The sequence below is a fragment of the Psychromonas antarctica genome (assembly GCF_022267535.1).
GTDB classification, from domain to species: Bacteria; Pseudomonadota; Gammaproteobacteria; order Enterobacterales; family Psychromonadaceae; genus Psychromonas; species Psychromonas antarctica.
The window spans coordinates 48,993-62,690 of the sequence record NZ_JAHNZV010000015.1 but is presented as its reverse complement, the minus strand read 5'-3'; the positions used below and the strand labels follow the sequence as shown (position 1 = coordinate 62,690).

9 protein-coding genes and 1 pseudogene are annotated in these 13,698 nt (G+C 41.9%); 8 read left to right on the top strand and 2 right to left on the bottom strand.

The genetic code is table 11. The features are described 5' to 3' along the window. The first annotated feature begins 1,044 nt into the window (after positions 1 to 1,044). The 3 genes from KSO91_RS06230 to KSO91_RS06220 all read left to right on the top strand — a co-directional run bounded on the left by KSO91_RS06230 (position 1,045) and on the right by KSO91_RS06220 (position 4,606). Entirely contained in the window at positions 1,045 to 1,482 is a 438-nt protein-coding gene (locus tag KSO91_RS06230) for a pilin (RefSeq protein ID WP_238742093.1), read from the top strand. A 3-nt stretch (positions 1,483 to 1,485) separates the two neighbouring features. Next, a complete protein-coding gene (gene pilB, locus KSO91_RS06225) occupies positions 1,486 to 3,174 on the top strand; it encodes a type IV-A pilus assembly ATPase PilB (RefSeq protein ID WP_238742092.1) in 1,689 nt (562 codons plus the stop codon). Between the two features lie 199 nt (positions 3,175 to 3,373). Next, a complete protein-coding gene (locus KSO91_RS06220; RefSeq protein ID WP_238742091.1) occupies positions 3,374 to 4,606 on the top strand; it encodes a type II secretion system F family protein in 1,233 nt (410 codons plus the stop codon). Between the two features lie 245 nt (positions 4,607 to 4,851). Here KSO91_RS06220 and KSO91_RS06215 read toward each other — a convergent pair whose 3' ends face one another. Beyond that, complete coding sequence (locus KSO91_RS06215; protein ID WP_238742090.1) at positions 4,852 to 4,995, bottom strand: hypothetical protein; 144 nt, start codon at positions 4,993 to 4,995, stop codon at positions 4,852 to 4,854. A gap of 348 nt (positions 4,996 to 5,343) precedes the next feature. Then, a pseudogene (gene nagB, locus KSO91_RS06210) lies at positions 5,344 to 5,964 on the bottom strand (glucosamine-6-phosphate deaminase); the annotation flags it as partial. 383 nt (positions 5,965 to 6,347) lie between these two features. Between nagB and nagE the strand changes: the two are divergent. The 5 genes from nagE (at position 6,348) to KSO91_RS06185 (ending at position 13,632) form a co-directional block, all read left to right on the top strand. Then, the gene (gene nagE, locus KSO91_RS06205; protein ID WP_238742088.1) at positions 6,348 to 7,805 is read left to right on the top strand and encodes an N-acetylglucosamine-specific PTS transporter subunit IIBC; all 1,458 of its coding nucleotides are present in this window, start codon (positions 6,348 to 6,350) and stop codon (positions 7,803 to 7,805) included. 163 nt (positions 7,806 to 7,968) lie between these two features. Continuing rightward, positions 7,969 to 8,208 carry a GlsB/YeaQ/YmgE family stress response membrane protein gene (locus KSO91_RS06200; RefSeq protein WP_238742086.1) on the top strand — a complete coding sequence of 80 codons (240 nt, stop codon included), beginning with the start codon at positions 7,969 to 7,971 and terminating at the stop codon, positions 8,206 to 8,208. Between the two features lie 184 nt (positions 8,209 to 8,392). Next, positions 8,393 to 8,896 (top strand): hypothetical protein, encoded by a 504-nt coding sequence (locus KSO91_RS06195; RefSeq protein WP_238742085.1) that lies wholly within the window; start codon positions 8,393 to 8,395, stop codon positions 8,894 to 8,896. 72 nt (positions 8,897 to 8,968) lie between these two features. Further along, positions 8,969 to 9,553, top strand: coding sequence for a nucleoside deaminase (locus KSO91_RS06190; protein ID WP_238742084.1), 585 nt, complete (start codon positions 8,969 to 8,971; stop codon positions 9,551 to 9,553). A 788-nt stretch (positions 9,554 to 10,341) separates the two neighbouring features. After that, the gene (locus tag KSO91_RS06185; RefSeq protein ID WP_238742083.1) at positions 10,342 to 13,632 is read left to right on the top strand and encodes a mechanosensitive ion channel domain-containing protein; all 3,291 of its coding nucleotides are present in this window, start codon (positions 10,342 to 10,344) and stop codon (positions 13,630 to 13,632) included. The last annotated feature ends 66 nt before the right edge of the window (positions 13,633 to 13,698 follow it).

Here is a 13,698-nt window from a genome sequence, read left to right as displayed (position 1 = left end):
TGGGAATTCATTTTGCTGCCATAGGCGTTACCACGCGGAGCGTGGGAACGAGGGATAAATCGATAATTAATGTCGATCCAGCTCAAATAGTTATTAGCTAGTTCCCATGCTCTGCGTGGGAATTCATACTGCTGCCATAGGCATTACCACGCGGAGCGTGGGAACGAAGGATAAATCGATAATTAATGTCGATCCAGCTCAAATAGTTATTAGCTAGTTCCCATGCTCTGCGTGGGAATTCATTTTGCTGCCATAGGCGTTACCACGCGGAGCGTGGGAACGAGGGATAAATCGATAATTAATGTCGATCCAGCTCAAATAGTTATTAGCTAGTTCCCATGCTCTGCGTGGGAATTCATACTGCTGCCATAGGCATTACCACGCGGAGCGTGGGAACGAAGGATAAATCGATAATTAATGTCGATCCAGCTCAAATAGTTATTAGCTAGTTCCCATGCTCTGCGTGGGAATTCATTTTGCTGCCATAGGCATTACCACGCGGAGCGTGGGAACGAGGGATAAATCGATAATTAATGTCGATCCAGCTCAAATAGTTATTAGCTAGTTCCCATGCTCTTCGTGGGAATTCATACTGCTGCCATAGGCATTACCACGCGGTGCGTGGGAACGAAGGATTTTTTCTTGATGGGCCTGTGAGTAATATCGATCTAGCTCAAATAGTTGTTAATAGTTGCTTGTTTTAGGGAACTTTTTTTGCCAGAATCTCACTACGCAAGGTTTTTCTACAGTGCCCTGCAAAATTGAGATCCAATTTAGTTGCTGCTTTAATTTTTTTATATTTAATCTCTTATTATTGTCAAAAAAAGGTTAAACTAAGCAGGAGATTGGTTTTGAGGTTGCATTGTCAATGACCTTTCACACTCAACTTGGTATTACTGCAACGTACGCAGATGCGTTGCAATAAGATTAAGTTTTACAACTACCGGTAGATGATATTATCAGCTTAACTTTTTTCACTCTGATCCACTTAAGGACGAGTATCAATATTAAGCATAAATTAACATTAAACAAAGGAAGATTAAGATGAAAAAAGTACAAAATGGTTTTACATTAATTGAGCTATTAATCGTTATCGCGATTATCGGCATCTTGGCAGCAGTGGCATTGCCTGCTTATAACACTTATACACAAAAAGCTAAGTTCTCTGAGGTTGTTTTGGCTACAAGTGGTGTTAAGCAAGCTCTTGAGGTTTGTGCGCAACTAGACGGTAGTTTTACAGGTTGCAGTTCCGCTAATAGCGCTGCAAGTGGTGCTACTTCTACATATACATCAGGAGTCGCATTTGCTTTAACCTCATCTGATGTCGTGGCAACTATTACAGCCACATCTCGGGATATTGGCGCATCTGTAGACCCTGTTTATATTATAATCGGCACTCGCCAATCGACTGGTCAAGTTGAATGGAAACAAGATAAAACTGGTGGGACAAATAATTGTTCAACATTAGGCCTTTGTAACTAATCAATGACAACCCATAATATTAGCGGCCTGGCTTCTAGCCTGGCCGCTCGTGGTTTACTGCCCCTCGATAAACTCCAACAAATTACCACTGCGGCGGCTAACGATAAAAAATCGCTGGTCAGTTATTTGGTGGAAAACAATTTTATTGACAGTTTGACGCTTGCGCAGTTCTGCGAAGCTGAATATGGTATTCCTCTATTAGATTCACAAACGCTTCATCTGGACAGTATTCCCGAGAAGTTTATTAATCAGAAGCTAATAGAGAAGTATCATGCCCTGCCTGTTTACGTACAGCATAAAACCCTGTATATCGCCATGTCCGATCCCACCAATGTGTCTGCACTGGAAGATTTTGGTTTTAGCTTTTCGATGCACACTGAAGCTTTATTGGTGGAAGAAAAGTACCTTAATAAAGCCATTGAAACCCTTTTAGAAGATGATGTTTCGTCATTAGGTGAAATGGGCGACATTGATGATATCGAAGTGGATGAAAGTGATTCCCGTCTCGATGAAGCCCAAGGTGACGGTAAAGATGACGCCCCGATTGTTAAATATATCAATAGCATCTTAATTGATGCGGTACGCAAAGGCGCCTCGGATCTGCATTTCGAACCCTATGAGAAAAAATACCGTGTACGTTTTCGTGTTGATGGTATTTTACATGAGGTGGCGACACCGCCGGTTAACTTGGCGAACCGTTTTTCCGCGCGTTTAAAAGTGATGTCAAAGTTGGATATTGCTGAACGGCGTTTGCCGCAAGATGGGCGAATAAAACTTAAAATTTCTAATAAACGTAATGTCGATCTGCGTGTCAGTACACTACCCACCCTGTGGGGTGAAAAAATAGTGATGCGTATTCTCGACTCCTCTGCGGCGAGTCTCGATATTGATCGGCTCGGTTATTCGGGTGAGCAGAAAGATAAATATTTACAGGCCCTTGAAAAGCCGCAAGGCATGATTTTAATTACCGGCCCGACGGGCAGTGGTAAAACGGTATCGTTGTATACGGGTTTAAATATTCTTAATACTGTGGAGCGCAATATCTCTACCGCGGAAGATCCCGTGGAAATCAATTTAACCGGTATTAATCAGGTGCAGATTAATAATAAAGCGGGTCTGACCTTTGCTTCTGCATTACGTTCTTTTTTACGTCAAGATCCCGATGTGGTGATGGTCGGGGAAATTCGCGATTTAGAAACCGCGGAAATTGCCATTAAAGCCGCGCAAACAGGGCATTTAGTGTTATCAACCTTGCACACGAACTCGGCGGCGGAAACATTAACCCGGTTACTGAATATGGGCGTACCCGCCTTTAATATCGCCTCCTCGGTGTCATTGATTATTGCGCAACGTTTGGCGCGTCGCTTATGTAATGAATGTAAAGCCGTGGATGAATATAGTGACAAAGAGTTGCTGACCATTGGATTTAATCATCAGCAGGTAGCTGATGGCATAACCCTCTATAAACCCGTCGGTTGTGATAAATGTACCGGTGGTTATAAAGGGCGTGTGGGTATTTATGAAGTGATGCAGATGTCGGATAATATCGGCCATATTATCTTAAATGACGGTAATGCGATGCAGATAGCCGATGTCGCTGAAGCGGAGGGCATGGATACGCTGCGCCATTCCGCCCTTAAACAAGCGATTAGTGGTATTACCTCTTTAAAAGAGGTCACTCGTGTTACGTAGGTGATGCGGATTTTTTTATCTTGGTTTTAGCTGCGCTTAGGCATTCTCCCTTTCTCCTGTTAATTTTCCTCTGCGCGGTTGTGCGCTAGCACAAAGTTTTTTATCGACTCGGTTATCTTTACCGAAAGGCGCGCGTAAAGTAGTACTATTAATATAAGTGACCACCCTGCGTGTGCACCCGAATAATCAAGGAATAGAGATGGCGGTGAAGAAAAAAGCAAAAGTGACAGTGGTCGATACTTTTCAGTGGAAAGGTATTAATCGCAAAGGCGGTAAGGTTTCAGGGGAACTACAAGGGGTCTCACTGGTCGACGTTAAAGCGGAGTTGCGTAAGCAAGGCGTTAATGTCACCCGTATCAATAAAAAAGCCAAGCCACTTTTTTCCTTTGGTAATACTGTCTCAGCAATGGATATTGCCATTGTTTCTCGGCAGATAGCCACTATGTTGGGGGCCGGGGTCGCGTTAGTGCAAAGTTTGCAACTTATTGCGAAAAGTAGCGAAAAAGCGCCCTTAAGAGAGTTAATGACGGCGATTGCCAGTGAAGTGTCGACGGGTACACCACTTTCAAAAACGCTACGGGGTTATCCTAAATATTTTGATGACCTGTATTGCGATTTGGTGGATGCCGGTGAAGAGTCGGGATCACTAGAAACTATTTATGATCGTATCTCTATTTACAAAGAAAAATCTGAAGCCCTTAAATCAAAAATCAAAAAAGCGATGTTTTATCCCGCCGCGGTATTGAGTGTTGCATTTGTGGTGACGATGCTGTTATTGCTTTTTGTTATCCCCCAGTTCCAAGATATTTTCGCCGGTTTTGGTGCCGAATTACCTGCGTTTACGCTGTTTGTACTGGCTATTTCCGATGCGGTGCAGGCCTATTGGTATATTATTCTCGCTGCCATTGTTGCTGCGGTAATGCTCTTTAAAAGAGCGCATCTTAAATCTCAAAAAGTGCGTGATAATACCGATAAATTTGTTCTCAAGATCCCGGTTATCAGCACTATTTTAGATAAAGCCGCGGTTGCGCGTTTTGCGCGTACCCTGTCGACCACGTTTGCTGCCGGTATTCCTCTGGTGGATGCCCTTATTTCGGCGGCTGGGGCGTCAGGTAATTATGTGTATCGCAGTGCTATTTTTAATATCCGCACTGAAGTCATGGCGGGCATGCAAATTAATATAGCCATGAAAACCACCGGTGCATTTCCGGATATGGTCTCACAAATGGTGATGATTGGTGAAGAATCGGGTGACCTTGATGGCATGTTAAGCAAAGTTGCCGATATTTATGAGCAGCAAGTCGATGATGCAGTAGATGCCTTAACCAGCCTGCTCGAGCCGATGATCATGGTGGTCTTAGGTATTGTTGTCGGTGGTTTAATTGTCGCCATGTATCTACCTATCTTCCAATTAGGTAGTGTTATTGGTTAACTGTTGATTTAAGCTGCGAGCTTTGAGGAGACTTGATTTCGAGTACACAATTCAATCCTCCTCAAAGTACCTGATAACTTTTCAGTGAGCACTTAGCGACACAAAAAGCCAACCACGAAGCCGCTGCGCTGTGCAGCGGACACGAAGAAAACCAAGAAGATTAGGTTTTTAGCTTTTGATTTTACTCGGTTTAAAAATGCCATTAACCACTGTTGCTGTTATTTTATAATTATTTGTGAAAACGACTAGGTTAGCAATTTTGCCCACGCCAATACGGCCAATTTATCCTCCACTGAAATTGCTTTTGCAGGATACAGTGTCGCCATGCGGATCCCTTCAGCAAGCTCAATAGCGACACATTTAACGCACTCTTCGATAGACTCTATCATTATCACAGCCGATCCTCAGAACGTGCCGTCTGCGGCGGCATCTGCGACTAAAATTAATTTTTAAGGCGTTATCTTTTTCGATATACGCACATTTCATAAGCCACATGGAAGCCATTAACAATAACCCCAGCATAGATATTATTATCATAAATTGCGTCCACCATACGGTGATCTTGCTGTCATAGGGCTGATGGCATTAAACATAGGAGCCGTCCTTGTCGCGCCACTGTCGATTGCTTTTTTAGTTTCTGCCGTATAACTTGTGTAATTTACTCATGCATACATAACCAATATCTCTATTAATCGACTATCTGCTTTGAATTAAATTGCCTATCGGCAAAAAAGAGATTATAAGTTGCTGATATTATTACTTTCCAATGCAGTGAAGTATTTAAGTGTTTTAACTTTTAGTTCCATCGTTGCAGGCGCATCGCATGCGATAATTGCTTTGCGGTGAAGTTGTAATGCAGAAACGGTCCATAGGTGGTTTACGCTACCCTCTACAGACGCTTGCACAGCTAATGCCTTATTATTTCCTGTTGCCAAAATTAATATTTCCGTCGCCTCTAATAAGGTGGCAACGCCAAACGTTAATGCCAATTTGGGTACTTTGCTAACATCCTTATGAAAAAAACGGGCGTTGGCGATCCGTGTATTTTCGCTTAATGTTTTGACTCGGGTACGTGATGCCAGTGAAGAGGCGGGTTCATTAAATGCCATATGGCCATCGATGCCAACGCCGCCCATAAACAGGTTTATTTTACCGTAATGTGCTATTTTTTCTTCGTGGCGTAAACATTCCGTTTCTAAATCGCTAGCCAAAGCATTCAGTAAATTGATGTTTTTTGTTTGTATATTAATGCGATTGAAAAAATTTTGCTGCATAAAATGGTAATAGCTTTGTGGATGTGCGGGAGGCAGCCCGACATATTCATCCATATTAAAAGTCACTACATGCTCAAAGCTAACGTCACCCGTTTGCTATAGTTCAAGCAGACGTTTATAAGTTAGCAGTGGCGTTCCGCCCGTGGGTAAACCAAGTAAAAAAGGACGGGCCGCTATCGGTGCAAATTTGTTAATGCTATTGGCAATATGTCGAGCAGATCACTGGGCAACGGCCGTGCCATTATTGAGGGGAATCAAGCGCATATTTATCTCCAAGTCGCTCGTTAACTATCGTCTTAATGGGCAGTGTAAATTAAGCTTTCTTGGGATACCACATAAGTACTAAAAAAAGCATTTTATCAGTGGTTTAGATCCCACAACCGTACGATTGGGTTTGCTTACAGTAATAAACGCATTACAGTTTAATAGAAAAACAAGTGTTGTGCATAATATAAGGAGAGACCGTTGTGAATATTCTTGGTTACTTGCAAAAAGTAGGCAGAGCCTTAATGGTCCCTGTCGCCGTGCTGCCGGCAGCGGCTATTTTAATGGGTATCGGTTATTGGATCGATCCTAATGGCTGGGGAGGTGATTCTGCTTTAGCGGCATTATTAATAAAAGCAGGGGCTGCTGTTATCGATAATATGTCAGTCTTATTTGCAGTGGGTGTTGCTTACGGACTGTCTAAGGATAAAGATGGGGCTGCAGCTCTTTCTGGTTTAGTCGGCTTCTTAGTCGTCACAACACTGTTGTCGCCCGCTGCTGTAGCGCAAATTCAGAGTATTCCACTCGAAGAGGTATCATTCGCATTTAATAAAATAAATAATCAATTTGTTGGGATCTTAGTGGGGATTATCTCTGCTGAGTTATACAATCGTTTCTCATCTGTTGAGCTACATAGTGCCTTAGCATTTTTCTCTGGACGCCGTTTAGTCCCTATTATTGTCTCCTTTACGATGATCGTGGTGGCATTTATCCTGATGGCTGTCTGGCCTGTTATTTTCGATGGCCTGCAATCCTTCGGTGAAACTATTTCGGGGATGGGGGAAGTTGGCGCAGGGATCTACGCATTCTTTAATCGTTTGTTAATTCCAATGGGACTTCACCATGCCCTTAATTCTGTATTTTGGTTTGATGTTGCGGGTATTAATGATATTCCTAACTTCTTAAGCGGTCAGACTGGAATTGATGCAGGTACCAGCATTATAGGTAAAACAGGGATGTATCAAGCTGGTTTTTTCCCGATCATGATGTTTGGCCTTCCCGGTGCCGCGTTGGCTATTTACACGGCAGCAAAAACTGAAAATAAAGAAAAAGTAGCTTCTATTATGCTCGCCGCTGCATTATCTTCCTTTTTCACTGGGGTGACCGAGCCACTTGAATTCTCCTTTATGTTTGCCGCTCCTGTACTTTATGTCGTTCATGCCTTATTAACGGGGCTATCTGTATACTTGGCGGCATCAATGCAATGGATGGCCGGCTTTGGTTTCTCTGCTGGGCTTGTGGATATGGTACTTTCTTCACAAAATCCACTGGCTATAAAATGGTATATGCTGATTGTCCAAGGTGTTGCTTTCTTTGCCATTTACTACTTTGTTTTTCTGGCCCTTATTAAAGGGCTGGATCTTAAAACACCCGGCCGCGAAGATGATCAAGAAAACAACTCAGATGCAACAGCAAGCGATGATCCTAATCAATTAGCTCATCAGTATGTTAAAGCGCTTGGTGGTCGCGATAATCTTGATGATATTGATGCCTGTATCACGCGATTGCGTTTAACACTTAAAGATCGTAGTGTAATAAACGAAGCCGCAATGAAGGAACTCGGTGCTATGGGGGTTATAAAGTTAGGAGAAAATAATTTACAAGTTATTATTGGCCCGCAAGCTGAAAGTATTGCTAATCGTATAAAAGCATTTAAATAAACTGTATTGCAGAGGCGAGAATAAGGCATGCTAGTGAGTGTGCCTTTTTATTTACCCTGTTAATCGGATAAAGCCAAGCATTTGCAATAAAATGAGCAATGCATTGCCGCTCAATGGCGGTCATTTTTATCACAACAATCACACTTTAAATATGGAGCATATTATGTCTTTAATTGCATTTTTAATCATTGGTGCTTTAGCAGGATGGTTAGCGGGTCAAGTAACGAAAGGATCTGGTTTTGGCTTAATGGGTAATATCGTCGTTGGCTTAGTGGGCTCACTCATTGGTGGTTTTACATTTCGTCTGCTCGGTATGTCTTCGGGGAATTTGTTGGGATCATTAGTGACGGCCACAGTCGGTGCCGTGATCCTGCTTTACGTTGTACGCTTGGCTAAATCTTAGCTCATGATTTAGCACTAATGAAAGCCTTTTACAACCAAGCCGCTATCTACAGCGTTTTTTATTTTTATAAAAGTAATTGATTGCATTAGAAATAATCGTTAGTGTGATGACTGATTTTGACACCACAAACTATAATCGCCGCAGATCAGACTTTTAAGCGGTTAGAGTTTAAAAGGAATAAACCATGATTTTCTATTTACCAATCTACAAACAAACAAAAGAAGAGCTTGAGGCTTTCATCGATGATAAAACTCAAAATGAAATTGAGGCGCTAGCGGCCCTTGAAAATGATGGTAAAGTTTCAGACAGACTGCAAACTTTAGTTCGTTCAAAGATTCACACGGAGTATGGTCGCAGTTGGGATCAAAATAGAGCTGTAGGCTGGGTTTCGGTTAGTCGAGGTAAAAACGGTTTCGCTTTCTGTATCGGTAAATCAAATAGCTTAAAAAGCAACTCGCCCAAAAAATATTTCGAATTAGTCCCGTCTGGGGAAACCCATGGAAGTTGGCAGGTCATTGATTTTCTATCTTGTAATAACCCCGAGAAAATATTGTCTAAATTTGTTGATATCTTTGCCTCTATTGTCGCAGAAGGGCCTTTTAAGGCTTGTTATATAGACGATTCATCGATCCGAGCGGTTTATAAATTTGTAGACTGGAATGGGCTAATAGAAAGTTATATTGAGTGAGGAAAAGCTCGCTTGCATTAGGTTGTCTTGGTTTTTTCAGTATTATGTTTTCATTAACAAAAGGTGTATATCTTGGCAAAGAGAAAAACGCTCCTAGATAAACAGACTGGAAAAAGTGAGGCGGTATTAAGAGCGATAGCCCATATGCCGACCCAAAGCCTGCCTATTTTAATGGACGATGGCTTTGTGCGTGAGTTAACCGATACGGACTTTATGCGCATCGCCGTATTGCTCGCGCAGAAAAGTTATGAGGAAGGGGGATGCCCAATTGGCGCTGTTATCATTGATAATGCAACAAGACAAATTGCAGGCAAGGGGCACAACACGCTTGTTCAGGAAGACCATCCTTATAATCACGGTGAAACCTCCGCTATTCGCGATGCTGGCCGAATAGACTTTAGTAAAACAACTCTCTTTACCAGTCTAAGTCCTTGCGATATTTGCGCAACGTTAATTTATATGCGCGGGTTTAGCCGTGTGGTCGTTGGAGATATAACTAATGCCTCCGGTAATGAAGTACTTTTGCAGGAAAAAGGGATTCACGTTGACATTTTAGAGGACAAACAGGGGAGCGATCTTTACGCCCGATTTCGAGATGAAGAACCTAATTTAGATTTGGAAGACTGGCACGGCTTAAGTGCCTTAAAAAACAAATAAAATAGCAAAGCAACACTTATCGGTGGTGGTTTTTTCGCCTAAAGTTAATAAACCATCCAATCAGTAATAAAACCACCTGCTTATGCAGGTAACTTAGGTTGTTGTAAAAGATTATAAAATTACCACAGAGACCACAGAGACGCTGCGCGTTACACCGAGAAAACCCAAACATCAGTGTTTTTCTCCTTTTAACTCTGTAATGGCTTATGTAGATAACTCAGGTTGTTGTAAAAGATTATAAAATTACCACAGAGACCACGGAGACGCTGCGCGTTACACCGAGAAAACCCAAATATCAGTGTTTTTCTCCTTTTAACTCTGTAATGGCTTATGCAGATAACTTAGGTTGTTGTAAAAGATTATAAAATTACCACAGAGACCACAGAGACGCTGCGCGTTACACCGAGAAAACCCAAATATAAGTATTTTTCTCCTTTTAACTCTGTAATTGAATGTAAACCAAAACATAGTTTTGCAGTTGCATGAAATTTGTGTGATAAATATTTACTTTTTTGTATTTATCTGAGTTAAGTGCATAGTCATGTAAAACTAATTAACTCTATTATATATCCGCTCTCCTTTTTTATTCTTTCGATCAGTTAACACTTTGTCTATGCGTTTAATGTTAAATAAGATTTATCAATTTCGCTGGTATGTTTATGACTATAATTCATAAAATAGCAGCCTTTAATAAATATCTAAATCACCAATTTTAAGTGTTTATTTGCCGCCATCTTCAGTGTACAGTCCAAGAAATTTGGCGTAATAAGATCTCAAGGATCACCTCTATGTATATTGACTCATTTTTTAAACCATTACGTTGGACCGCTTTGTCGTTATTGCTTTTACTGGTGATGATAACTAAGGGGTATGCTGCTCTGCCAACGGTCAAAATGGTTGATGAGCAGATAGTTCAACTTGGCGTTGATCCCACAGTGAATGCCGCTGCCTTGGAACTATTGCAGCACGTACAGCTGAACTTAGAAGAGATACAAAGTTTACAGCAAAAAAATGAGACTTTATTACCTCTTCTGGAACAGGCTCCACAACGTAAAGTTGCGCTACAAAAGACATTAGATGACGTTACCGCTGCACAACCCAACCCTATCGCAGCATCTGCCTCCTCGAATACACTTGAGCAGAATTTAGCAGTAGAAAAAGCACGTAATAAAGAATGGACGGATCAGCTTACACAATTGCTAGCGGATCAACAGATCTTATTAGTGAACCAGGAAACACTGCCCAACGAAATTGCGGAGCAGGAGCAGATACTATACAGCTATAGCAATAACGATAGGATGACAGCTGATAACAGCGCGGGCTTAGGAGAGAGTAGGCCTGAACAGTGGCTGTCAGAATCAAAACAAGTGTTAGCCGAAACTAAGCTTAAATGGCTAAACTTACAGCAAGATACTTTAGTGCAAAGACGCGAACTGGCTAAAACACACGTTAAAATTTTAGAGCAGCAACTGATCCTGAGTAATAAACAGATTGATTTATTACATGCTCGTTTATTAGAGGAAATAGCGCAATCCAGCTTAAAAGTAATTGAGCAATCCAAACAGTTGAGCCGCGCACTCGCCGATGCCCCTGCCGTTATTCAAGAGTGGAATAGCAAAAATGAAAAGCTGGCAGTGGAATCGGAAACAGTTAGCCGCCAGTTGTTGTTAAGTCAACAAACCCGCCAGCAATTAGAGGCGGATAGACAACGCACGAATCAGAATTTAGCCGAAATAAAAGGTAACCTTAAATGGTTGAAGCATAGCCCTGCTTTTAGCGATACGATTCGTTTCCAATTATCTCAGCTACCCAGTCTTACGGATAAAAAAGATTTAACACAAACGATTAGTGCAGCACATCTACAACGCTTTCAATTCAATAATGAGTTATCGACATTGAAGAACATCCCGCTCTTAGTGGCGACTCTAGCTGAGACTGCGGGGTTAAATAATGCACAACAGATTGCGTTATCTCGTGTACTTAGTTTCCGTGTTGAAGTCTTAACCAGCTCTTTAGATAAAACGGATCAGTTTATTACTGAAATAACGCGCTTGGACGCACTGCGCGAGCAATTTTCTGCAGAATTAACGGCAGAAAGAGATTTTCTTAGCGAAACACAACTTTTTATTCGTGGGCGAGCGGCATTATGGCAGCTTTTCTCTTTGGATATTAATAATTGGTTTGGCAGTGTTGATATAGCCCAAAGGGTGCAGCAGTTATTGACTACGCTACTGCAATATAAAGGCGAATTCGCCTTGTTAGTTGGTCTATTTATACTGGTACTGCTCGCTGGCTGGCAGGTGCGTAAGGCCGAGACGAGTCATCGCGTGCGCTATGCAAAAACAATGGGGAAAGTGCGTAAAGATGCTTTTAGCCATACGCTGCTATTGCTGCTCTTCGCGGTAAGTTATGGCGCGTTGCTTTCTCTGTGGATGTTGGCTGCTGAAAGCTGGATTGAACTACGCCTAACCCCTTTTTATACGCGAGATTTGAATAGTCTCTTTATCGCATTTGCGACAGTTGTTTTCGCTTGGGAAGCTTTTTCTCGTATGGCCACCTCGGATGGATTATTAGAACGTCATTTTTCTTGGTCCAGTGAAACGGTAAAATGGATAAAGTTAATTCTTTCTCAGCACCGTTGGATACTTTATAGCTTGCTTGTATGTATGCTGTTTGCAGAAATATTATCAGAACAAGCAGAGAGCATGTTGCTACGTTTGGTCTTTGTGTTTTTGGCGTTATGGTTGGTTATCTTTTTTGTGACTATCTTTAAATCTCAACGGTTAACAACACAACTACCGTTATTTCTGCAATCTCAAGCAGCACTACAGTTATTAAGAATTCTGATTATTTTACCGATCATTGCTATTGCTGGTTTGGCTATCTGGGGGTATTTTTATGCATCTTGGGTGGCCTTATTTTACCATCAAGCCGTTTTACTGTGTTTTGTCAGTGCATTATTATTGCAACAGTTAGGGGTGCGCTGGCTTAAGATTGAGCAGCGGAAATTGGCTTTGCAACGTGCTTTAGACAGGCGTGAAGAGCAATTAAAACGTGATAAAAATAGTGAATCAGGCTCTGATGAGGTGGATGAAACCGTATTGGCCGTTGAAGCGATCAGTGAGCAATCGCTTACTTTACTTAATATTGCCGTGCTAGCGTATTTATTGGTGATGTTATCAACGGTATTCTCTGATGGTTTAGTGGCACTGCAATGGATGAATGACGTTACAATTTGGGAGGTGGTAAGCAGTAGTGATACCGGAAATGTGGTTGAAAATGTATCATTAAAAGCAGCACTAAGTGCAGTGCTAATCCTCGGGGTATCGCTTTTCTCCGCACAAAATATAGCTGGTTTTTTGGAGCTATTGGTATGGCAGCGTCTCAATATTTCAACGGGTGCATCTTATGCAGCGACCGCATTATTACGTTATTGTTTGGTCTTGGGCGGCGTCATTGTTAGTTTTTCGACGTTGGGGTTCCATTGGTCTGAGTTGCAATGGCTGGTGGCCGCTTTGGGTTTTGGTTTGGGTTTTGGCTTGCAGGAGATCTTTGCCAATCTAGTTTCGGGTATTATTTTACTCTTTGAACGGCCAATCCGTGTGGGCGATACGATCACTATTGGCGATCTCAGCGGCACCGTTATGCGTATTAATACCCGAGCGACAACGATTTTAGATTGGGATAAAAAGGAGATTATAGTGCCCAATAAAGCGTTGATTACCGAACAGCTGGTGAACTGGTCCCTTTCTGATCAGGTCACACGTGTCATTATTCCGATAGGTGTCGCTTATGGATCTGATGTGGCCTTAGTTAAACGGCTTCTGATGCAATCGGCTTCTGAGTGTCCTGAAATTAATAAAGATCCCGAATCTGTCGTGCGCTTTATGGCGTTTGGTGGCAGTAGTTTAGACTTTGAATTGCGTATCTATTTATCAAAAATAGACCACCGAGTAGAAGTTCAAGACAAGCTAAATACGCGTATCGATCAACTATTTAGAGAACATAAAATAGAGATCGCATTTCCGCAAATGGATATTCATATACGAGATCTGCCGCTCGCTGTGCCAGCGTTATAATTTATTAAAGCTTGAATATGTTTAAGGGGAATTAAAAATCCCCTTTGTTTACTTCCTCACTATTCG

Excerpts from the sequence above, each read along its gene's own strand:
- KSO91_RS06195 (WP_238742085.1), top strand. The coding sequence starts at position 8,393 with ATGATTTTCTATTTACCAATCTACAAACAAACAAAAGAAGAGCTTGAG.
- KSO91_RS06230 (WP_238742093.1), top strand. The coding sequence starts at position 1,045 with ATGAAAAAAGTACAAAATGGTTTTACATTAATTGAGCTATTAATCGTT.
- pilB (WP_238742092.1), top strand. The coding sequence starts at position 1,486 with ATGACAACCCATAATATTAGCGGCCTGGCTTCTAGCCTGGCCGCTCGT.
- KSO91_RS06215 (WP_238742090.1), bottom strand. The coding sequence starts at position 4,995 with ATGATAGAGTCTATCGAAGAGTGCGTTAAATGTGTCGCTATTGAGCTT.
- KSO91_RS06200 (WP_238742086.1), top strand. The coding sequence starts at position 7,969 with ATGTCTTTAATTGCATTTTTAATCATTGGTGCTTTAGCAGGATGGTTA.
- KSO91_RS06185 (WP_238742083.1), top strand. The coding sequence starts at position 10,342 with ATGTATATTGACTCATTTTTTAAACCATTACGTTGGACCGCTTTGTCG.
- KSO91_RS06220 (WP_238742091.1), top strand. The coding sequence starts at position 3,374 with ATGGCGGTGAAGAAAAAAGCAAAAGTGACAGTGGTCGATACTTTTCAG.